Below are 24,334 nucleotides of genomic sequence, written 5' to 3'. Positions count from 1 at the left end.
GCAAATTGCCGCTGGCCAGTTCCACATTCGCCAGCGTGCTGGTGATCGTGCCGCCCGTCAGGGTGCCCACGGTGGAACCACTGCCGCCGGTGAACACCAGGGCGTTGGCGCTGATGTTGACGATGTTGCCCGCGATGGTGCCGCTGTTGACGATCGTGCCCAGCGTGCCGCTGGTGTAAACCGCCGTCACCGCCGTGATCAGGCCGCTGTTGGCCACCGCGCCCAGGGTCCCGCTGTTGGACAGGCCACGGCTGACACCGCTGAGGGTGCCGCTGTTGCTGAGCCCCCCGATGGTCCCGCTGTTCTGCACCGCCACCTGGCCAGCGATGGTGCCGCTGTTGCTGACCGCGCCCAGGGTGGCGCTGTTGAACAGGCCATAGGCCGTGCCGCTGATCAGCCCCTGGTTCAGCAAGCTGCCGATGGTCCCGGCGTTGTTCAGGCCGGCCGCCGCCACCGATGGCGTGTCGATCAGGGCGCCGGTGTTGACCACCGTGCCGATGCTGCCCTGGTTATATAGGCCCACCCGGCCGTCGATCGTGCCGCTGTTGGCCACCAGGGCCACGCGGCCCAGGTTGTGCACGCCATACTCCGCGCCCTGCAGCACGCCGTTGTTGGACAAGCTGCCCACGCTGCCCAGGGTGCCGATATAGGCCGCCGTGGTGACGCCGGTGATGGTGCCGGTATTGTTCAGGGTGGTGAGCGTGCCGCCGACATAGTCGTTGCCGATGTTCAGCAGCAGGTCGACGTTGGCCCCGATGGTGACCACGCTGGTGGCGGCGTTGAGGCCGGTGATCGCCGAGGTGACGCTGACGCCGCTGTAGCGGGAGCCCGCCCCGCCCTGCACCAGCGTCCCGGCGGCGATGCCGGCCACATAGTTGCCGGTGGTGTCCAACTGGGCGGTGGTGATCATGCCGCCCGTGATGTCGGCCACGCCGCTGACCACCACCGACAGGGTGCCCAGGGCCAGCGTGCCGTTCGCCTGGCTGTAGTTGCCGGTGATGCTGAGCGTGCTGGCCAAGGCCAGGGTGGCGCCGCTGTTGATCACGGTGTGGCCACCGACATTGATGGCGTCGCCCACCACCTGGCTGCCGCCCGCGAACACGAGGTTGCTGGCCGTGTTGCTGATGGTCCCGCCCACCAGCGTGCCATTGCCCGCGATGACCAGGTCGCCGGTGGACAGGTTGACGATGTCGCCCCGGAAGGTGCCGCTGTTGGTCACCGTGCCCAGGGTGGCGCCGGCCGCGTTGTACAGGGCGGTGGCGCCGGTGATCAGGCCCTGGTTCAGCAGGGCGCCGATGGAGCCGCTGTTGCGCACGCCGTTGGCGGTGCCCGCCAGCGTGCCGCTGTTGGAAAGCGTGCCGATACCGCCGGTGCCCACCACATAGACGGCGTTACCGGCATCGATCGTGCCGCCGTTGGCCAGGGTGCCCAGCGTGCCGCCGACATAGTCGGTGGTGACCGCCAGCAACAGGTCCAGGGCGCCGCCCACGGTGGCGATGGAGGCGGTGCCGCCCAGGCCCGGCAAGCCCGTCACCGTGATGGCGGCCCCGGTGTAGTTGGACCCGGCCCCGCCCTGCACCAGGGTGTAGGCGCTGCCCGACAGGTAGTTGCCGGTGCCCGACAGGCTGGCCCGAACCGTGCCGCCCGTGATGCTGGCGACCCCGCTGACCACCAGTTGCGCCGTGGCCGGATCGACCAGCAGGCTGCCGCCCGTCTGGCTGTAATTGCCGGTGACGCCGATGGTGCCGGCCAGGGTCAGGGAGGCACCGCTGTTCACCAGCGCGTGGCCGCCGGCATTCACGCTGTCGTTCAGCACCAGGGCGCCGGAGGCGAACACCACGTTGGCGGTGCCGCTGCTGATGACGCCCATGCCCGACAGGCCTGTCAGTGTGCCCACCGTACCGTTGCCGCCGCCGGTGATAGTCAGGTCGGCGGCACCCAGGTTGGTGATGCTGCCGGCGATGACGCCGCTGTTGGCCAGGATCCCCAGGCTGCCGGTGCCGGCGATGTAAACGGTGGTGGCGGCACTGAGCGTGCCCGTGTTGGCGATGCTGGCGAGGGTACCGCCGATGTAATCGTTCAGGCCCACCAGCACCAGGTTGGTACCGCTGGCGGTGCCGGCCATGCTGAGGCCCGTGACGCCGCTGGTGGTGACGCTGACACCAGTGTAGCTGGACCCCGCGCCACCCGCTACCAGGGTCGGGCCGATCTGGCCCAGCAGATGGTTGGCCGTGGACGACAGGGTGGCGATCACGGTGCCGCCCGTCAGGCTTGCCGTACCGCTGGCCACCAGCTGCGCACCGCTGGCCAAGCCCAGTGTGCCGGCCGACTGACTGTAGCCGCCGCTGACACCGATGATGCTGGTCAGCTGCACCGAGGCGCCGCTGTTGACCAGCGTTGCCGTGACCTGGTCGTTCAGCGCCAGGTTGCCGGAAGCGAGAACCACGTTGGCCAGGGCGCTGGCGATGCTGCCACCGGTCAGCGTGCCCACCAGGGTGCCGCTGCCGCCGGTGATGGTCAGGGCGTTGGCACTGGCGTTGACGATGTTGCCGCTGATCAGGCCGCTGTTGGCGATCGTGCCCAGCGTGCCGCCGCCGGTGATGGACAGGGCGGTGGCGCCCGACAGCGTGCCTGTGTTGCTGAGCAGGCCGATGGTGCCGCTGTCCAGCAGGCCGCCGATCGTGCCGCTGTTGGCCAGCGTCCCGATGATGCCCAGGTTGCGGATGCCGTGGGCGCTGCCGGCCAGCAGGCCGCTATTGGCCAGGGTGGCGATGCTGCCCGTGGCGGCCACGTACACCGCCGTGATGCCACCGCTGATGCTGCCGCTGTTGACCAGGGTGGCGAGGGTGCCGCCGACATAGTCGTTGCCGATGGTGGCCAGCAGGGCGTTGCCCACCACGCTGCCGCCGACCTCCAGCCCGCTGACGCCGGCGCCCACCAGGGTGGTGACGTAGCGGGAGCCCGCCCCGCCACTGACCAGCGTGGTGATGCTGCCGCCGGCCAGATAGTTGCCGGTGACACTGTAGCCGCCGGCCTGGACGCTGCCGGCGGTGATGGTGGCCGCCCCCGTGACCACCAGACCGCCGCCGGCGCTGATGCTGAGGGCGCTGTTGGCGGATGCCGCCTGGCTGTAGTTGCCGGTGATGGTGATGGGGGCGCCCACCCACAGGGTGGCGCCGCTGCCGTTCAGCACGGTACCGCCGCCGACGTTGACCTGATCGTCCAGGCGGGTTGTGCCGCTGGCGAAGACCACGTTGGCGAGCGTGCTGGTGAGGGTGCCGATACCGCCACCGGCGCCTGCCAGCGTTCCGGCCAGGGTGCCAATTCCGCCGGCGATGGTGAGGGCGTTGGCCGAGGCGTTGACGATATTGCCCTGGATGACGCCGCTGTTGACCAGGGTGCCCAGGGAACCGCCGGTGGCGATATAGACCGCCGTGCTGGCCGCCAGCAGGCCACTGTTGGTCAGGGTGGCCAGGGTGCCGCCGATGTAGTCGTTGGCGATGGCCAGCACCAGGTTGTCGCCCATGATGCTGGTGGCCAGGCCCAGGCCGGCGATGGTGCCGGCCGCCGTGACGGTGGCACCGGCGTAGCTGGAGCCCACACCGCCGGCCACCACTGTGGTCAGGCTGCTGGCCAGGTAGTTGGCGGCGCTGGACAGGCTGACCTGCACCAGGCCGCCGCTGATGCTGGCGGCCCCGGTGGCCACCAGTTCACCCAGCGTGCCCAGGGCCAGCATGCCGCCCGTCTGGCTATAGGCGCCGGTGATGCTGACCGCCGTATCTAGGCGCAGGGTGGCGCCGCTGTTGACCACCGTGTGGCCGCCGACGTCGATGGCATCGCCCAGCGCCAGCTGGCCGCCGGCGACCACCAGGTTGGACGCCGTATTGCCGATGCTGCCACCCGTCAGGGTGCCGGTGACGGTGTCGCCCCCCATCAGCACCAGGTCGCGGGCCGAGAGGTTGACGATGTTGCCGCTAATGGTGCCGCTGTTGACCAGGGTGCCCAGCGTGGCCGTGGCAGCGTTGCTGAACGCGGTGACGCCCGACAGCATCCCCTGGTTCACCAGGGTGCCGATGCTGCCAAGGTTGTTCACCGCCGCGATGGTGCCCAGCAGGGCGCCGGCGTTGGTCAGGGTTCCCACGCTGCCACTGGCCGCGACATAGACGGCGTTGTTGGCGCTGAGGGTCCCGGTGCTGAGCAGGCTGCCCTGGACACCGCCCAGGTAATCGTTGAGGGTCAGCAGGTACAGGCTGTTGCCGCCCACGCTGCCCGTCAGTTCCAAGCCGCTGACGGGCGAGGCATAGGTCAGGCCGGTGAAGGTCGACCCCGCGCCACCCGCGACGACCAAGCCGCCGCCACTGCCCGCCAGCACGTTGTCGGTGCTGACGATACCGGCCAGTGCCACCGTGCCGCCGGTCATCAGGGCGGCCCCGCTGACCGACAGCTGGCCGGCGCCGGAGGACAGCGCCAGGGTGCCGGCGCTCTGGCTGTAGGCGCCGGTGACGCTGATCAGGGAGTCGAGCCGGACTGAGGCGCCGCTGTTGACCAGCGTGCCGCCGCCCACGTCCACCAGGTCGTTCAGCAACAGGCTGCCCGACGCCAGCACCACGTTGGCGCCACCGCCAGTCAGGGTGCCGACGCCGGTGTAACCGGTGAGCGTGCCCACCGTCCCGGCGCTGCCGCCGGCGATGGTGAGGTCGATGCCGCCGCTGTTCTGGATGTCGCCGGCGATGGTGCCGCTGTTGGACAGCAGGCCGATGGTGCCGGCGTTGACCAGGGCGACGGGGCCGCTGATCACGCCGCTGTTGGACAGGACGCCGATGGTGCCCTGGTTACCCACCGCGGCGGGCGTGCCCGAGCCTGCGGAGACCTGGGAACTGACAAGGCGGCCGCTGTTGACCAGCGTGCCGATGCTGCCGCCGTTGTAAAGGCCGTTGGTGCCGTCGGCCAGCAGCGTGCCGCTGTTAACCAGCAGGCCGACGCCGCCATTGTTGAGGATGCCGGTACCGGCCACGCTGATCAGCGCGCTGTTCAGCAGCGTGCCCACGCTGCCCATGTTGTGGATGCCCCAGGTGCCGTTGATCGTGCCGGCGTTGGCCAGGGTGCCGACGCTGCCCGTGGCTGCCACGACCATGCCAGTCCCGACGCTGAGGGTGCCGGTATTGCTGAGCGTGGCCAGGGTGCCGCCGACATAGTCGTTGGCGATGGTCATCAGCAGGGTCTGGCCGGCGGTGAGGCCGCCGGTGGCCAGGCCGGCCACGGTATCGGTGACCGTGGCCCCGACGTAGCTGGAGCCCGCCCCGCCCCGCACCAGGGTGTAGGACGCCCCCACCAGGTAGTTGCCGCCGGCGTCCACAAGGCCCAGGACCGTGCCACCGCCGATGCTGGCCGCACCGTTGACCGTCAGCGGGCTGATGCCGGCGTTCAGCGCCAGGGTACCGCCCGTCTGGCGATAGGCGCCGGTGATGCTGACGCTGCCGGGCAGTGTCAGGGAGGCGCCGCTGTTCACCACCGTATGGCCGCTGGCGTTGATGGCATCGTTCAGCACCAGGTTGCCGCCGGCGAAGACCAGGTCGCCGCCGGTGTTGGTGATGCTGCCCAGCCCAAACTGGCCGGTCAGGGTGCCAAGGGTGCCGAAGCCACCGCCGGTGACGGTAAGGGTGCCGCCGCCGTTGACGATATCGCCCTGGATCAGGCCGGTGTTGGCCACCAGGCCCACGGTGCCGGCGATGTAGAGCGCGGCATTAGTGCCGCCGAGCGTGCCGCTGTTGAGCAGGGTGCCGATGCTGCCGCCCGCCGCCACGTGCAGGGCCTGGGTGACGCCGCTGACGCTGATGGTGTTGACCAGGGTGGTCAGGCCGACGCCGACATAATCGCTGTCGAAGGCCAGCAGCAGGCTGGTGCCGCTGATAGTGCCGGCGCTGGTAAGGCCGCTGGCGCCGGTGGCCTGGACGCTGGCGCCGAGGTAGCTGGACCCGGTGGTGCCGGTCACCAGGGTGGTGCCGCCGCCGGCCAAGTAGATGCCGGTACCGGACAGGCCGGCCAGGACGGTGCCGCCGGTGATGCTGGCGGCCCCACTCACCGCCAATTGCGCGCCGGCGCCCAGCACCAGGGTGCCGGCGCTCTGGCTGAAGGCGCCGGTGACGCCGATGACCGTGCCCAGCGTCAACGCAGCACCGCTGTTCACCAGGGTGTGGCCGGTGACGGTGACGACGTCGTTCATGGCCACGGCGCCGGAGGCGAACACCACGTTGCCCAGCGTATTGCTGAGGGTTCCAAGAGTGCCCTGGGTGGTACCGGCTAATGTGCCGACCGTGCCGCCGGTCCCACCGGCGAAGACCAGATCCTGGGTCGCCAGATTGACGATGTTGCCCGCGATCAGCCCGCTATTGGTGATGGTCCCCAGGGTGGCGCCGCTGCGATTGAACAGGGCGGTGCGGCCGCTGATCGTGCCGCTGTTGGCCAGGGTCCCGATGGTACGGGAGTTGTAGACGCCATACGGGGCGCCGCTGATGGCGCCCTGGTTGATCAGCGCGTCGATGGTGCCGCCATTGTTCACCCCGCCCGCCAGCGGTCCCGGAGCATCGAGCAAGGCGCCAGCGTTCAGCACCGTGCCGATGCTGCCCAGGTTGTAAAGGCCGATGCTGCCGGTGACCGTGCCGCTGTTGTCCAACTGGCCGATGGTGCCCTGGTTCAGGATGCCGTAGAGCCGCCCCGACAGCAGGGCGCTGTTGGTCAGCGTGCCGACCTGGCCGCTGCTGGCGACATTGACGGGGATGGTGACGCCGCTGATGGTGCTGGTGTTGGTCAGCGTGGCCAGGGTGCCACCGACATAGTCGCTGCGCGGGTTCAGCAGCAGGTCGACAGCGCCGCCGATGGTCGCCGTGGTGCCGGCCAGGACCAGGTTGCCGATGGTGGAAGCAACGGTGACACCGGTGTAGTCGGACCCCGCCCCGCCCTGTACCGCGGTGCCGGCGATGGTGCCAACCAGATAGTTGCCGCCCGCGTCCAGCAGGGCGACCACATTGCCGCCGCTGATGCTGGCGACCCCGCTGACGGACAAGAGGCCTGTACCCGGCGTCAGGACCAAGCCTCCCCCTGTCTGGGTATAATTGCCGGTGATGGCGATATGCGTCCCCAGGGTCAGCCCGGCGCCGCTGTTGACCACTGTCTGGCCGCCGACGTCGATCTGGTCGTTCAGCGACAGGTAGCCGCCGGCGAACACCAGGTTGGCCCCGGTGCTGGTGATGGTGCCGACGTTGGTCAGGGTCGCGCCCGTCAGCAGGCCCGCCTGGCCGGTATTGGTGCCGCCGCTGATGGTCAGCGGCCGGGTGCCGGCGTTGACGATGTTGCCCTGCACCGTGCCGCTGTTGACCAGGCTGGCCAGCGTGGCGCCGCTGGCGATGTAAAGGGCGGTGGACCCGCCGGCGACCAGGTGGCCACTGTTGTTCAGCAGGCCCAGGGTGCCGTTGACGGCGACCGCCCTGCCCCCGGCGATGCTGCCGCTGTTGTCCAGGATCCCGATGCTGCCGCTGTCACTGATCCCGCCGCTCAGGCCCTGGATCAGGCCGCTGTTGTTCAGCGTCGCAATGCCGCCCGCATTGCTCACGGCGGGCAGGCTGGTGGAGCTGATGAGGCCGGCATTGTTGAAGATGCCGATGGTGCCGTTGTTGACCAGGCCCAGGAAGTTGCCCGCGATAGTGCCCAGGGTGGTGTTGGTCAGGGTGGCGATGACGCCGTCGTTCTGCAGCGGCGTGGCGCCGGTCAGCGTGCCGTTGTTGAGAACGGTGCCGACGCTGCCGGTAGCCGCCACGTAGAGCGGAACGCCCGCGCCGATGCTGCCGGAGTTGGTCAGCGTGGCCAGCGTGCCGCCGATATAGTCGCTGATCGCCGTGGCCAACAGGCTGATGGCGCCGCCGCCGCTGACCGTGCTGGTCCGCAGGGCGACGAAGCCGCCATCCGCCTGAACGCCGGCGTAGTCGGAACTGGCGTTGCCCGTCACCAGGGTGCCGACCAAGGTGCCCACCAGATAGTTGGCGATGCTGGACAGGCTGGCGACGACGGAGCCGCCGGAGAGGCTGGCCGCGCCGGTCACCACCAGGCGGCTGGTGCCCGCCGCCACGGTCAGCCCACCGGCCGACTGATTGTAATCGCCGGTGACGGTGACGATGCTGTCCAGGCGCACCGACGCGCCGCTGTTCACCAGGGTGTGGCCGGTGACGGTGACGGCGTCGTTCAGCGCCAAATTGCCCGAAGCCAGGGTCACGTTGGCCAGGGTGCTGGTGAGGGTGCCCATGCCGGTCGCGCCGGTCAGGGTGCCGACGGTGGTGCCGCTGCCGCCCTGGAGGATGAGGGCATGGGCGCTGTCGTTGGTGATGTCGCCAGCGATGGTGCCGCTGTTGACCAGCGTCCCCAGGCTGCCCGTGGCGCCGATGTACACCGCCTGCTGGCTGGCCGTGCCGACCCCCAGCCGGCCGCTATTGGCCAGGGTCCCCAGCGTGCCGCCGACGTAGACCGCCTGGAAGCCGTCCGGACCGATGGTGAACAGCCCGCTGTTGGCCAGCACGTCCATATGCCCGGCCAGCGACAGGCCGATGACGCTGCTGAAGATGGTGCCGCTGTTGGACAGGGTCCCGTAGCTGCCGTCGCCCTGGATGGCGGTGGTGGCGCTGTGGATGAGGCCATCGTTCTGGATGGACCCGATGGTACCGTGGTTCAGGATGCCGACGGTGGCCCCCAGCGTGCCGCTGTTGGTCAGCGTGCCCAGCGTGCCGGTTGAGGCGACATAGACGGCAGTGTTGAAGCCGATGCTGCCCGTGTTGGAAACGCTGGCGATCGACCCGCCGATGTAGTCGTTGGCATTGTATGCCACGTAGGCGAAATACTCGCCGGAACCGGACAGCGTGCTGGCCCAACCCAGCAGGGTGGTGGCGAAGGCCGCCCCCTGGGCCATGGTGTCGTGGGCGCCCACCCAGTTGACCGGGGCGGTGAAGCTGACGCTGGAGCTTTCGCTCTGCACCAGGGTGAACTTGTCCCCGGCCAGGTAGTTGGCCTGGTCGTTCAGGATGACGTTGACCCGGCCGCTGGTGATGCTGACCGAGCCGGGGGCGAACAGCTGGCCCGCGCCCGCCCTGATGTTCAGCGTCCCGCCGTTCTGGACGAAGCTGCCGCCGAACAGCGTCACCATCGACCCGACCAGGCTGTTGTGGCCGGCAATGCTGATGACGCTGTCCAGCGTCAGGCTGGCGCTGTTGATGACGGTGTGGGTGCCGACATTGATGTTGTCGTTCAACGACAGGGCGCCACCGCTGAACAGAAGGTCCGCGCCGGTGTTGAGGATGGAGCCCTGGCCGGACGCGCCCGTCAGGGTGCCGACCGTGCCGCCGCTGCCGCCGCCGATGGTCAGGCCGACGGTGCCGCTGTTGACGATGTTGCCCTGGATCACGCCGGTGTTGCTGATCGTGCCCACCCGGGCGCCGGCGCCGATGGCCAGGGCCTGCGTGCCCATCAGGGTGCCGCTGTTCAGCAGCGCCGTCAGGGCGGCGTTGGCCACGATAGCCTTGTGCGTGGCGGTGATCGTGCCGCTGTTGCTGATGGTTCCGATGGCGGCGCTCATGTACACGCCGCTGGCGTTGGCCGCGATGGTGCCATTGTTCAGCAGCGTCTGGATCGTGCCGGCCGCCTGGAACAGGCCGTAGTTGTTGCCGATCAGGCCGTCGTTCAGCAGCGTGACGATGGTACCGTCGTTGCGCAGTCCCTGCTGCGCGCTGGCGCTGTTGGACCGGATGGTGCCGCCGGCCGCGTTGTCCAGCAGCTGGATGGTGCCCGCGTTCTGCAGGCCGCCATCGTGGCCAGTCATGAGGCCGTAGTTGATGACGGTGTTCAGGATGCTTTGATTGAGCAGGCCGTAGCCCACCGTGCCCGCCAGCGCGGCGAAGGTGCCGCCCACCGTGTTGACCAGCGTGGCTATGGTGCCGCGGTTCAGCAGGCCATAGCCGCCGTTGGCGCCATCGCCGCTGATCAGGCCGCTGTTGGTCAGGGTCCCGATGGTGCCGGCGATGGAGGCGCCATAGCCCGTGACGGCGCCCACACCCGCCAGCGTGCCGCTGTTGCTGACCGTGCCGATGCTGCCCGTGCTGCGCACGAACAGGGCCGTCTGCATGCCGCCGATGCTGCCGCTGTTGTTCAGCGTGGGCAGCAGGGTCCCGACATAGTCGTTGGCGCCGACCACCACCAGGTTGGTGCCGCTGGTGGTGCCGGACACCGCCAACCCGAAGACCCCGCCGCTGGAAACCGAGACGCCGGTGTAGCTGGACCCGGCACCGCCCGCCACCAGGGTGGCGCCCGCCTGCCCCGCGATATAGTTGGTCAGCCCCGACAGGGTGGCGACCAACGAGCCGCCGGACAGCAGCGCCACCCCGCTGACCGACAGTTGCGCCCCGCTGGCCAGCCGCAGGGTACCGGCGGACTGGCGGTAGTTGCCGGTGACGCTGATCACCGTGTTCAGCAGGACGTCCGCGCCGGTGTTCAGCAGCGTGTGGCTGGCAACGGAGACGTTGTCGTTCCACAGCATGTCGCCAGCGGACAGGGTCACGTCGGCGAAGGCGCTGGTCAGATATCCGATGCTGCCGGCGGTGCCGGTGTAGGTGCCGACGGTGCCGTTGCCGCCGGCCAGGTTCAGGCCCCGGCCGTTGATGGTGCCGGCGATGACGCCGCTGTTGACCAGGGTGCCCAGGTAGCCGTTGCTGCTGACCGTGCCGTTGGAAACACCGCCCAGGCGCACCGCCGTCTTGCCGCTGATGGTGCCGCTGTTGACCACCGTGCCGATGGTGCCGCCCAGGATGTTCAGCGCGACGATGGAGGAGGAGACGCCGGCGCTGCTGTTGGCGATCAGGCCGCTGTTGGTCAGCGTCCCGATGGTGCCGATGAGCGACCCGGTCACGGCGACGTTGACGGCGCCGGTGTTGGTGGCGCTGTCGGCGATGGTGCCGCTGTTGGTGAAGCCGGTGATGACACCGGCATTGTACACGCCCGCCGCGTTGCCGATGCCGCTGATCAGACCGGCGTTGTTGACGGTGCCGATGGTGGCGCCCAGCAGCTTCATGCCCACCACGTTGCCGCTTAGCGCGCCGATGGTGCCCGTCAGACTGTTATCCACTTCCCCGATATGGGCGCCCAGGGTGGCCAGCAGGCCGGCGGCGGCGATGGTCCCCACCACCAGGCCGCTGTTCACCAGCGTGCCGATGGAGCCACCCGCCGCCACAAACAGGCCGCCGCCGCTGGCGCTGGTGCCCTTCACCGTGCCGGTGCCGCTGTTCACCAGCGTGCCGATGGTGCCCAGGACATCGACGCCGATGGCGCTGAACAGTGTACCGCTGTTGCTGAGCGAGCCCAGGCTGCCCGTGGCGGCGACATAGACCGCGCCCGCCCCCTGGGTGATGGTGCCGGTGTTGACGATGCTGGCCAGCACCGTACCGACATAGTCGTTCTGGACGCCCAACGTCAGGATGGTGCCGCCAACCGTGCCGCCGGCGGTGCTGAGCCCGGTGATGGTGCCGCCAACCAGCGTGACGCCGGCGAAGGATGAACCGGCGGCCCCGGCAACCAGCGTGTAGGTGCCGGACAGGTGGTTGCCGGTACTCGACAGGCTGGTCAGGACGGTGCCGCCGCTGAGGGTCACGACGTCGCTGGCGACCAGGCCGCTGGTGCCCGGTGTCACCGCCAGCGTGCCGGCCGTCTGGGTGTAGGCGCCGGTGATGCTGACGATGCTGGCCAGCGTCAGGCTGGCGCCGCTGTTGATGACGGTATGGCCCGTGGCCAGGATGCGGTCGTTCAGCAGCATATTGCCGGCGGTGAAGACCACATTGCCCAGCGTGCTGACGATGGTGCCCTGACCCGACTGGCCGGTCAGCGTGCCGATGGTGCCGGCGGCACCGCCGGTGATGGTCAGGGTGACGGCGGTCTCATTGTCAATGATGCCCCGGACCACGCCGCTGTTGCTGAAGCCGTTGACCAGCGTCCCGGTCAGGTACAGCGCGTTGCCGCCGCTGATGGTGCCGCCCGCCAAGTTGACCAGCGTGCCCAACGTACCCGCGACGTTCACGGCGCTGGTGGCGTTGGCGATGACGCCGCTGTTCACCAGCGTATCCAAGGTGCCGGACAGCTGGACGGCGCTCTGCGCGGCGGTGATGGTGCCGCTGTTCATCAGCGTGCCCATCGTGGCGTTGCCGTCGATGTAGATGCCTTGCGGGCCACCATTGATGCTGCCGCTGTTCGTCAGCAGACCCAGGGTGCCGAAGTCAACGACGCCGGCGGAGCCGGAGCTGATCAGGCCGGCGTTGGACAGGGTGCCCAGGGAGCTGTCGTTCTGCGCCCCGGCGGCCGTGCCGCCCAGGATGGTGCCGCCAGCGCTGTTGATCAGCAGCCCGATGGTGGACTGGTTGCCCAGCGCCTTGACCGCACTGGATATCAGCCCGCTGTTGATCAAAGTGCCGACGCTGCCGTTGTTGCTCAACCCCGTGTCAGATCCCGTCAACGTACCGCTGTTGGTCAGCGTGCCGACCGTGCCCGTGCCCGCCACGTGCAGGGCGTTGCCGACGCCGGTGATGGTGGCGCTGTTGACCAGGCTGCCCAGGGTGCCGCCGATATAGTCGTTGGCGATGGTCAGCAGCAGGTTGTTGGCGCCATCGGCGGACAGGCCCGCCGCCACGCCGGTGACCGAACCGACCAGGGCGGCGGCGGTGTAATCGGAGCCCGTGCCACCGGCGACCAAGGTGCTGGCCCCCACGGTGTAGTTGCCGGTGGACGACAGGCCGGCCGCGATGGTGCCGGCGATGCTGGCGGCCCCGCTGACCACCAGCCCGCTGGTGCCGGGGGTCAGCGACAGGGTACCCGCCGCACCCTGGGTATAGGCGCCGGTGATGCTGACGATGGTGGTCAGCGTCAGGCTGGCACCGCTGTTGGTGACGGTGAAGCCGCCGGCGCTGATGCTGTCGTTCAGCACCAGGGCGCCGCCGGCGAACACCACGTCGGACGTGCTGGTGAGGGTGCCCTGGTTGGTCAGCGTGGCGCCCGTCAGCGTGCCGACGGTGCCCCCGGTCCCGCCGCTGATGGTCAGGGCGCCGCCGCCGCTGTTGATGATGGCGCCGGCGATGGTGCCGCTGTTGCGCAAGCCCCCTAGCGGGCCATAGAGCGCCACCGCCTTGGACGCCTGGATCAGGCCGCTGTTGATCAGCGTGCCGACCGTGCCGGCACTGTACAGGGCCGAGCTGCCGCTGCCCGATGTGCCGCGCATGACGCCGCTGTTGACCAGCGTGTCGATAACGGCGCCCGGATCGTTGAGGAAGGCAACGTTCCGGCCCACGATGGTGCCGCTGTTGTCCAGCCGCCCCATGCTGCCGCTGTTGCGCACGGCGAAGAAGGTGCTGCCGATGACGCCGCTGTTGATCAACGTGCCTATGGTGCCACCGGCGTTGTTCTGCACGGCGCTGCCGCCGGTGATCGTTCCCGTGCCGGTGTTGTTCAGCAGACCAATGGTGCCCAGATTGGCCACGCCGCCGCCGAAGCCGGCCGACACGCTGCCGCTGTTGCTGAGCGTGCCGACGGTGCCCGTGGCCTCGATGTGGACGCCGTTGGAGGAGCCGCTGATGGTGCCGACGCTGCCGTTGACCAGCGTACCCAGCGTGCCGGTGACATAGACACCCCCGCCCAGGACGCCACCGAACAGGACCCCGCTGTTGTTCAGCGAACCCAGCGTACCGCCGACATAGGCCGCGTACTTGGCGCCGCTGATGGTGCCGGCGTTGCCCAGGCTGGTCAGGGTACCGCCGATGTAATCGTTGGTGACGGTCAGCAGCAGGTTGTTGGCGCCGTCGCCGCCCAAGGTGGCGGCCAGGCCGGTGATGCTGGCCCCGGCCACGACGCCGCTGTAGTCACCGCCGCCACCGGCGGCCACCAGCGTGCGGCTGCCGACGGTGTAGTTGCCGGCGGCCGACGCGGCGAGCACCGTGCCCGAGATGACGGCCACATCCGAAACGACCAGTTCCCCGCCCGCGGACAGATCCAGGGCCCCGGATGCCCCTTGCTGATAGGCGCCGGTGATGCTGACCACGCTGCCGATACCCAGCGTGGCGCCGGTGTTGAGGACGGTCTGGCCGCTGGCCACGATGCTGTCGTTCAGCATCAAGGCGCCCCCGGCGAACACGACGTCCGCGGCGCTGATCAGCGTGCCCTGGCTGGATGCGGCGTAGCCCGTCAGGGTGCCGACCGTGCCGTTGCTGCCGCCGACGATGGTCAAATCGTCGGCGGAATTCGAGATGCGGCCCGCGATCACGCCACTGTTGACGAAGGTTCCGATGCTGGAGGCGATCCGCAGGGCGGCGGTGCCCGCGATGGTGCCGCTGTTCAGCAAGGCGTCGACACGGCCGTCGAGCTTCAGGGCCGTGGGGCCGGTGATAGTGCCCTGGTTGATGATGGTGCCCAGGGTATTGGTGTTCTTCAGCGCCGGGCCGCTGTGCGCGATGATGGTGCCGCTGTTGACGATGGTGCCGTAATAGTCGCCGTAGACGCCCCAGCTTTGGCCGACGATGGTGCCGCTGTTGTTCAGCAGGCCCATGACGCCCAGGTTGGAGACACCGACGCTGCCGCCCATGATATAGCCGGCATTGATCAGCGTACCGACCGTCCCGTAGTTTTCGAAGCCGGCAGCCGAATAGGCGGCACCTTGGCCGAGCAGCGTGGCGCCGACGCTGTTGATGAACGTGCCGACATGGCCGCCGCTGGCGATGCTGACGGCGATGGTGGTGGCGCTGAAGGTGCCGGCGTTGGTGATGGTGCCGACACTGCCGGAATGGCCGACATAGACGGCCGCCTTGTCGGCGCCAACGCTGCCGGTGTTGGCCAGGCTGGCCAGGGTGCCGCCGACATAGTCGTTGGTGATGGTCAGCAGCAGGTTGTTGGCGCCGTCGTCCGCCACGGCCGCGGCCAGGCCGGTAACCGTGCCGCCCAGGGTGGCGGACGCGTAGTCGGACCCGGCACCGCCGGCCACCAGGGTGCTGGAACCGACGATGTAGTTGCCGGTCGACGACAGCCCGGCCAGGACCGTGCCGGCGATGCTGGCGGCCCCGCTGACCACCAATTCGGTGCCCGTGCCCACGCTCAAGGTGCCGGACGCCCCCTGGCTGTAATCGCCGGTGACGTTGACGATGGTGGACAGCGTCAGCGAGGCGCCGGTGTTCACCACCGTCTGGCCATCGGCATCGATGCCACCGTTCAGCCGTAGGCTGCCGCCGGCGAATAGCAGCGTGCCGTTGGTGTTGGTGATGTTGCCCGCCAGCGTGCCGACGGTGCCGGCCGTGCCGCCCATGACCGTCAGGTCGCCCGCACCGTTATTGATGATGCCGCCCTGGATCACGCCGCTGTTGACCAGGGTGCCCAGGGCGCCGCCGATCACGAGGGCCGTGTAGCCCTTGAGGGTGCCGCTGTTATTCAGCACGCCGATGGTGCCGCCTATGGTGACGGCGGTCGCATCGGCCTGGATGGTCCCGCGATTGTTCAGGACGCCGATGCTGGCGCCGGCCGCGTTGCTGATGGCCGTGATCCCCTGGATCAGACCGCTTGAGGAATTGGTCAGCGTTCCAATGGAACCCGCGTTGTGTATGCCTTGGCTGCCGTTGAGATAACCATCGTTGGACAATGTGCCGATGCGACCGGTGGACGCGATGTCGACGCTGCGATAGCCAGGGCTCACCAGCGTAGCCCCGCTGGTGTTGGTCAGCTGGCCTATGGTGCCGGCGACGAAAACCGCCTCGTCAGAGCCATGGTCGCCGGCGAGGGTGCCGCTGTTGGTGAAGGTGCCCAGCGATCCGCTGGCCGCAACAAACAAGGCATGAGAACCAATGATCGTGCCGCTGTTGCCCAGGCTGGCCAGCGTGCCGCCGATATAGTCGTTGGCGATGGTCAGCAGCAGGTGGTTGGCGCCATCGGCGGACAGGCCAATCGACAGGCCGGTGACCGAACCGGCCAGGGCGGCGGCGGTGTAATCGGAGCCCGTGCCACCGGCGACCAAGGTGCTGGCCCCCACGGTGTAGTTGCCGGTGGACGACAGGCCGGCCGCGATGGTGCCGGCGATGCTGGCGGCCCCGCTGACCACCAGCCCGCTGGTGCCGGGGGTCAGCGACAGGGTACCCGCCGCACCCTGGGTATAGGCGCCGGTGATGCTGACGATGGTGGTCAGCGTCAGGGAGGCGCCGCTGTTGGTGACGGTGAAGCCGCCGGCGCTGATGCTGTCGTTCAGCACCAGGGCGCCGCCGGCGAACACCACGTCGGACGTGCTGGTGAGGGTGCCCTGGTTGGTCAGCGTGGCGCCCGTCAGCGTGCCGACGGTGCCCCCGGTCCCGCCGCTGATGGTCAGGGCGCCGCCGCCGCTGTTGATGATGGCGCCGGCGATGGTGCCGCTGTTGCGCAAGCCCCCTAGCGGGCCATAGAGCGCCACCGCCTTGGACGCCTGGATCAGGCCGCTGTTGATCAGCGTGCCGACCGTGCCGGCACTGTACAGGGCCGAGCTGCCGCTGCCCGATGTGCCGCGCATGACGCCGCTGTTGACCAGCGTGTCGATGACGGCGCCCGGATCGTTGAGGAAGGCAACGTTCCGGCCCACGATGGTGCCGCTGTTGTCCAGCCGCCCCATGCTGCCGCTGTTGCGCACGGCGAAGAAGGTGCTGCCGATGACGCCGCTGTTGATCAACGTGCCTATGGTACCACCGGCGTTGTTCTGCACGGCGCTGCCGCCGGTGATCGTTCCCGTGCCGGTGTTGTTCAGCAGACCAATGGTGCCCAGATTGGCCACGCCGCCGCCGAAACCGGCCGACACGCTGCCGCTGTTGCTGAGCGTGCCGACGGTGCCCGTGGCCTCGATGTGGACGCCGTTGGAGGAGCCGCTGATGGTGCCGACGCTGCCGTTGACCAGCGTACCCAGCGTGCCGGTGACATAGACACCCCCGCCCAGGACGCCACCGAACAGGACGCCGCTGTTGTTCAACGAGCCCAGCGTGCCGCCGACATAGGCCGCGTACTTGGCGCCGCTGAAGGTGCCGGCGTTGCCCAGGCTGGTCAGGGTACCGCCGATATAGTCGTTGGTGACGGTCAGCAGCAGGTTGTTGGCGCCGTCGCCGCCCAAGGTGGCGGCCAAGCCGGTGATGCTGGCCCCAGCCACGACGCCGCTGTAGTCACCGCTGCCACCGGCGGCCACCAGCGTGCGGCTGCCGACGGTGTAGTTGCCGGCGGCCGACGCGGCGAGCACCGTGCCGGTGATGCTGGCGGCCCCGCTGACCACCAGTTCACCACCCGCCAGGTTCAGCATGCCGGAGGCGCCTTGGGTGTAGCCCCCGGCGATGCTGACAATGCTGGTCAACGTCAGCGACGCGCCGCTGTTCACCACCGTGTGGCCGGTGACGTTGATGGTGTCGTTCAGCAGCAGGTTGCCGCTGGCGAAAACCAGGTTGGACAGCGTGTTGACGATGCTGCCCATATTGGTGACGGTCTGGCCCGTCAGCGTGCCGATGGTGGCGCCGGTGCCGCCGCTGATCGTCAGGGCGTTGGCCGACGCGTTCAGGATCTTGCCGGCGATCAGGCCGCTGTTGGCGACGGGGCCCAGCGTGGCGCCGGACGCGATGAACAGGGCGGTGGCGCCGGCGATGGTGCCGCTGTTGTTGATGGTGCCGACAGTCCCGCCATTGACGGAAATGCCCAGATGCGTGCCGATGATCTGACCGCTGTTGGTGATGGTTCCGATCGTGCCGCTGCTATTAACCGCCGTGACGGCGTTGATGGTGCCGGCGTTGCTGAGCTGATCCAAAGAAGTCAGCACGATGATGCCGCCAACAGCCCCGCTGATCAGCCCGTTGTTGGTCAGTTGGCCAAGCCCCTGGCCACCGACGCCCACTGCGGTGCTGTTGGTGCTGAGGATGGTGCCGGTGACGCTGTTGATAAGGGTGCCGACGGAACCGAAGAGGCCCATGCCGGCCGACGTCGTGCCACGGATCACGCCACTGTTGACAATGCGGTCAATGTGGCTGCCGTCCGCCATATAAACGCCCATGGAGCCGCCAGAAAGCGTACCGGCGTTGCTGAGCGTGCCCACGGATCCGCCGACCTGGGATCCGACGAGGGTGCTGTCTATGGCGAAACCGCGGACGCTGCCGCTGATCGTCCCACTGTTGGTCAGGGTGCTGACCGTACCGGTTGGGGCGATGTATACGCCGCTCGCGACACCGCTGATGGTGCCGCCGTTGCTGAGGCTACCCAGTGTTCCGCCGACGTAGTCGTTGGTCACCGTCAGCAGCAGGCTATTGCCATCGACGCTGAAGCCGGCGCCGGCAACACTGCTGACGGTGGTGATACGGGCGATGACGGCGCTATAGTCGGACGCACTGGGGGAGGACACTAGGGTAACGCCGCTGTCCGCCAGGTAGTTGCCGGTGGCGGACAGGGTGGCCGCCACCGTGCCGGCGACGGTGGCGCCGTCGGTCACCACCAGTTGACCGCCCGTTGCCAGGCTAAGGGTGGCGCCGCTCGATTGAACGTAGGTGCCGATGACAGTGACGATGCTGTTCACCGTCAGCATGGCGCCGGCGTTGACGATGGACCAATCGCTGCCGCTGTTGTTGCCCGTGCCATTGCTGGCGTTGATGGTGTCGTTCAGCAGGATGTTGCCGGACGCGAGCACCAGGTTGTTGCTGACGTTCAGCACCCCCTGGGTGCCGGCATACCCGGTGAAGGTGCCGACGGTGGTGCCGCTACCGCCAATGAGGGTGCCGATGGTCTGCCCGATATTGCCGGCGATGGTGCCGCTGTTGCTCAGGGTGTCGACGGTGCCGCCGCCGAACGCGACAGGGGCGCTGATCAGGCCAGTGTTGATCAGGGTGCCGATGCTGCCGCTGGAAATGGCCAGAGAGGTGGCGACGATGGAGCCGCTGTTGACCAGCGTGTTGATGACACCGCCGACGTTGCGGATGGCGGTGTAACCGGCGCTGCCGATGGTGCCGGCGTTGCTGAGATAACCGATGACGCCGGTGTTGTTGATGGCGTGGGCGGTGTTGGCGCCGAAGATCCGCCCGCCGGTGGCATTGACCAGCGAACCGATGACGCCGTCGTTGGCAAGGGCAATGCCGCTGCCATCGGTGGCGATGGTGCCGCTGTTTAGAATGGTGCCGATGCTGGCGCCGCCGATGTTATGGATGCCGCTGTGGCCGGTGAACGTGCCGATGCTGGTGATCATCACCAGGCCGATGGTGTTCTCATTCTGAAGCGCGGGACTGCCGCCGCCCTGGATCAGGCCGTTGTTGCTCAGCGTGCCTATGGTGCCGAGGTTCTGGATGGCGTAGGCCGTGCTTTGGGCCCACAGGGTGCCGCTGTTGGAAAGGGTGCCGACACTGCCCGCGCTCGACACGGAGAGTGCCACGACGCTGGTGGTCGCGGTGTGCACCGTGCCGGTATTGGTGACGGTGATGTTCGCACCACCTGTCACCACGAAACTGGTGGAGGTCGGGCCGGAGATGACGGTGTCGCTGGAAATGGTGGTTTGCGCCTGGGAGGGCCGGGGCATGGACAGGGCGACGCCCATCGCCAGCAGGGAAGAGCCGGCCAGCAGAGCCTTGGCGGAAGTCACACGCTTCATCATCGTCCCCACCCCCGGTGCGTTGGCGGGTAAGGGAGCGGTGACGGTGCGGTGCAATTCGGCCCCCAATTGCCTGAATTGCCGTCCCACCCCAAACCTTAGACCTTGCCCCACACGCCGGTACCAATGCCAAACCACGGCGGCCACCTACCCGAAAGGGAGTAGCCTACACCCGTTTTGCGGGAGATAGCCCCCGCTGTCAATCAAACGATACGAGGCGTCAAAGCCACTCTGAGAAGAGAAGAAAAATTATGTCGGCGCCTTTTTAAATTGCGCAAAATTGACTGTTTCAGCAAAAATATCACCAGGACACTGGCAATCAAGCCCGCCAAATGTTGAATTATTTGCATTTATGCTTTTCGGCGGACAGGGAACCCGGCGTTTTCAAAAACCAGCCTGAACACTGGCGTAACTGCAACTTATGAGGGATATGTTCGCTGGCGCGCCGAGAAAGGCATTATATCCTTAAGTATAGTGCGGGTGTGGCAACATACGGCCCCAACCGATCACGATGACGCGGCGGCGCTTCCTCCCGCTGGTTGGCGGAAAGATGGGCGCGCGGGCGCTCGGGAAGGTGACGGTCAGCGCCAGGCGTAATTGAAGCTGAGGGAGATGCGTTCCTCATCCGCGCGGTTCAGCGCCACCTCATGCCGCAGCCAGCTTTCCCACATCAGCAGGGTGCCTTCCTGCGGCGCCACGGCAATGGTGGGCTGCAGCGTACGGTCGGCCTTGGCCTTGCGCGGCGGGGCGGCCATCATGAAGGGCAGGCGCGGGTCCTCGAACTTCAGTACGGAGGCACCCGCCGGCACCCGCACATAATAGGTGCCGCTGATGACGCTGTTGGGATGGATGTGCGACCCGTGGAAGCCGCCGGGGTCCAGCACGTTGATCCACAGACTGTCCAGTTCCAGCTTGCGCCCGCCAAGGTCCCATTCCTGAACCTTGGCGAAAGCCTTGGCATGGCGGTCCAGCTGGGCCTTCAGCTTCTTCAGGACGGGGAAGCGCCAGATGAGATCGTCCAGCGAGGCGTAACTGGTGTAGCCGGTGTAGCCATGCTTGTCCGACCAGCGCCGGCCGGCCCCATCATCTTCAGCCGCCGTCAGGCAGCAGGCCGCCACTTCTTCGTTCAGGGGCAGCATCTCCGCCAGCTCAGCCCGGTAGACGCGGGTGACGAACAGGGTATCGATGGTGGCAGCGGGCGCAGAGGCGGGGGTGTCGTCGGTCATGCCCTGGGCTTTAGCCGGGCGGCGCCGTGGCGTCAATCACGCCAGGAGAAAAAAGCCGGCGTGTCCCCGCGCCACCCGCCTAGGCCGAAAACAGTAGGCTGCGGGCCCCGGCGCTTTGGGTATAAAGGAACCCCCTGGGGGCGTCCGCCCTTATCACCAGGGCCCTTGTCACCAGGGCATGTCCCAAAACGAAGATCGGCCCAGGCACCCGCCCCGCATGCGGATGCCTCGGGACCGGCACCGCCCACGGAACGCGCATCCATGCAGTTGGCCACCGACGCGCCACCGCCGGACGTCCGCAAGGACGATCCCCATGCCGGCATCGGCTTCACCGAATTTGTCCTGATGGTCTCGGCCATGATGGCCATGAACGCGCTGGGCACCGACAGCATGCTGCCGGCGCTGGGCCAGATTGGCCGCTCGCTGGACGTGATGGACGAACCGCGCTGGCAGTGGATCGTCACCGCCTTCCTGCTGGGCTTCGGCGGGGCACAGATCCTGTATGGCCCCATTTCCGACCGTTACGGCCGCCGGCCCATCCTGCTGTGGGGCATCGTCTTTTACGCCCTGGGCAACCTGGCGGCGGCGCTGGCCCCGACGTTCGAGCTGCTGCTGGCCGTGCGCGTGGTGCAGGGCATCGCCGTCGCCTCCACCCGCATCGTCGTCGTGTCCGTGGTGCGTGACTGCTACGCCGGGCGCCAGATGGCGCGCGTCATGTCGCTGGCCTTCATGATCCTGCTGGCCGTGCCCATCCTGGCGCCCAGCCTGGGGCAGCTGATCATGCTGGTGGCACCATGGCGGGCCATCTTCGCCTGCCTGGCGGCCTATGCCCTGGCGGTGGTCCTCTGGCTGTGGCGCCGCCTGCCGGAAACGCTGCACCCGGAATATCGCCGGCCCATCGACGTGCCGACCATCCTGTCCGCCGCCCGGCAGACGGTGACGGACCGCCAAGCCATCGGCTATACGCTGGCGCAGACCCTGATGATCAGCGCCGTCTTCGCCTACCTCAACAGCATGCCGCCCATCTTCGACCAGGTGTTCAAGGCGCCGCAGCTGTTCCCGCTGATCTTCGCGCTGACCGGCATGTCGCTGGCAGTGTCGGCGCTGCTGAACGCCCGCATCGTCGTCCGCCTGGGGACGCGGCGCCTGTCGCACAGCGCGCTGCTGGGCTTCATCCTGTTCACAGGCATCCACACCATCATCGCCCGGCATGGGGAAAGCCTGCCCGTCTTCACCGTGCTGCAGGCCCTGACCATGTTCTGCTTCGGCCTGGCGACCAGCAACTTCGGCGCCATGGCCATGGAACCGGTGGGTGCCATCGCCGGCACCGCCGCCTCGGTCCAGGGGTTCATCAGCACGGTGCTGGGCGCCCTGGTGGGCTTCGTCATCAGCCAGCATTTCGACGGCACCACCCTGCCCCTGGTCGGCGGGTTCCTGTGCTGCGGCGTCGGCGCCCTGGCCATCGTGCTGGTGACGGAACGCTTCCAGCTGTTCCACCCGCGCATGGGGAAATGACCACCGCCCGGCCTTTTCGGCGAATTACTTGTGCTCCGGCCTGTCTTCGGCCAGGGGCTGTCCGTCGTGCAGGTAGGGCGGCGCCTCGATCAGCACGAAGACGATGCGGCAGGGGATGGTGGCGCTGGGGTTGCGCCATAGGTGCATGGTGCCGCGCTGGATGATGATGCCGCCGGCGCCGATGACCGTCTTCGCCCCGTCGTCCAGCTCCAGCTCCACCTCGCCCGACAGCACGATGCCATAGTCGATGCTGTTGGTGCGGTGCATGGGCGAGGTGCCCCCGGGCAGCATGTCCACGACCCGAATGACGGAGCCGTGATTCAAGGTCAGGCCGGCGTCCCGCAGGCGGCCGTCCGTCTCGTCATTGTTGTCGGCCGGGACGGTGGGCGTGGTCCAGACCAGGGTGAAGGCGGCATCGCCCGAGGGGATGCGCCGGGTCGGGAACTCATCGTCCGATTTGAAGATGGCGCGCGCGCCGGCGTCATGCCCTGTCACCACGCGGCGGACGGCGGGCAGCCCTGAATCACTGATCATGGTGTCGAACTTTCTGCAGGGATCAGATATCGGCCAGCAGCGCCGTCTGCGCCTTGGCCATCATGGCGCCCATGATTTCGGGCGAGACGTGGTCCTGCTGCGCCTTGCCGATGGCGACGCTGCTTTCCACCACCAGGCGGCAGCGTTCGAAGCGCCGGTCGGTGAAGGCCTGGAAGGCGGCGGTCAGGTCGTCATGGCGGCCCAGTTCCTCCACCAGGACCAAGGCATCCTCCACCGCGATGCCGGCGCCGGACGCCAGATGCGGGGTGGTGGCGTGGGCGGCATCGCCGATCAGGATGCTGCGGCCCTTGAACCACTGGTGGCGGGGCAGCAGCACGGCCTCCAGCGGGCGGACGTTGACCCAGGAGTCCGCGTTCAAATTGTCACGCAGGGTCGCCACGGGCCCGCCGAAGGGGGCCAGCAGCTGGGCCAGCCGCTGGTAGGCCGTGGCCTCATCCACCCGGCGCATCTCGGGCACGTTTTCCAGCAGCCACAGGTACATCAGGTCCTGGCTGACCGGCACCAGGCCGCAGGTCACCGGCGCGCCGACGAAGAAGTGCGAGCGGTCGATCTCCGGCGGGCGCTTGGCCACCACGCGCCAGCAATACTGGCCGGTGTAGGCGGGCTTGGGCGCGTCAGGGAACAGGAAGGACCGGGCCTTGGAGAAGGCGCCGTCGGCCGCGACCACGAAATCATAGGTGCCGGCGCCGCCGTCGCTGAAACGCACGTCCACACCATCGCCGGTGTCGGTCCATTCGGTGGCGGTCAGGCCCAGGCTGACCCGTACCCCCGCCTCATGCGTCAGCCGCGACAGCAGGGCGTGCAGGTCGGGCCGCATGATGCCGCCGGACACCGGTAGATCGGGCTGGATAGGCCTGTCCTGCAGGTCGGCTACGGCCATGCCGTTGGGGGCGCACAGGCGCCCACCCTCCGTCACGTGAAAGCCCTGGGCCTTGAGGTCGTCCAGGATACCCAGGGTCCGGAAGGCGCGGTATGTGGGCCCCGTCACGGTGATGCCGGCGCCATAGACGCGCCAGTTGGGATCGGCTTCCACCACATGCACGGGCCACCCGGCGCGGCTGGCCAGGATGGCGAAGGACATGCCGCCAATGCCGCCGCCCAGGACAAGGATGGGGGCGCGGCCCGCGCGCGGTGAGGACTGAGGCATCGCCAACTTCTCCGGTTTCTTCCCTAGCGCGCCCTCTCGATGGGGCGGGTCATGGGCGATCCTAGAAGCCGCTCAGCTATTGTTAAAATTGATTTGGAAGATATCTTGGCAGCTGTCCGGCCAATGGATCGCCGGCGCAACCGCTGGCGGTGGGATTAAAAAGCAATGTGTTTCAAGGGCCTGGAATTGGACGACGCCTGCCCCGCCTTCATGGGG

Annotated in this window: 5 protein-coding genes; 1 reads left to right on the top strand and 4 read right to left on the bottom strand. The window is 68.1% G+C overall.

Features of this window, described 5'->3' with window-relative positions:
- Both P5F91_RS00725 and P5F91_RS00720 read right to left on the bottom strand, forming a co-directional pair.
- A partial coding sequence (locus tag P5F91_RS00725) for a hypothetical protein (protein ID WP_277906146.1) occupies positions 1-19,678 on the bottom strand: 19,678 nt, incomplete at its 3' end.
- Between the two features lie 578 nt (positions 19,679-20,256).
- Positions 20,257-20,901, bottom strand: coding sequence for a TIGR02466 family protein (locus P5F91_RS00720; RefSeq protein ID WP_277906145.1), 645 nt, complete (start codon positions 20,899-20,901; stop codon positions 20,257-20,259).
- 261 nt (positions 20,902-21,162) lie between these two features.
- Here P5F91_RS00720 and P5F91_RS00715 point away from each other — a divergent pair, with 261 nt between their 5' ends.
- On the top strand, positions 21,163-22,416 hold the full coding sequence (locus P5F91_RS00715) for a multidrug effflux MFS transporter (protein WP_277906144.1): 1,254 nt from the start codon (positions 21,163-21,165) through the stop codon (positions 22,414-22,416).
- A gap of 24 nt (positions 22,417-22,440) precedes the next feature.
- Here the strand turns inward: P5F91_RS00715 and P5F91_RS00710 are convergent, their stop codons facing one another.
- Both P5F91_RS00710 and P5F91_RS00705 read right to left on the bottom strand, forming a co-directional pair.
- Complete coding sequence (locus tag P5F91_RS00710) at positions 22,441-22,950, bottom strand: cupin domain-containing protein (RefSeq protein ID WP_145612799.1); 510 nt, start codon at positions 22,948-22,950, stop codon at positions 22,441-22,443.
- 22 nt (positions 22,951-22,972) lie between these two features.
- On the bottom strand, positions 22,973-24,118 hold the full coding sequence (locus P5F91_RS00705) for an FAD-dependent monooxygenase (protein ID WP_277906143.1): 1,146 nt from the start codon (positions 24,116-24,118) through the stop codon (positions 22,973-22,975).
- Between the last annotated feature and the right edge of the window lie 216 nt (positions 24,119-24,334).

The sequence above is a fragment of the Nitrospirillum amazonense genome, assembly GCF_029594735.1.
GTDB lineage: Bacteria > Pseudomonadota > Alphaproteobacteria > Azospirillales > Azospirillaceae > Nitrospirillum > Nitrospirillum amazonense.
The sequence above is the reverse complement of the archived record's forward strand: the minus strand, read 5'-3'. Positions and strand labels throughout refer to the sequence as shown.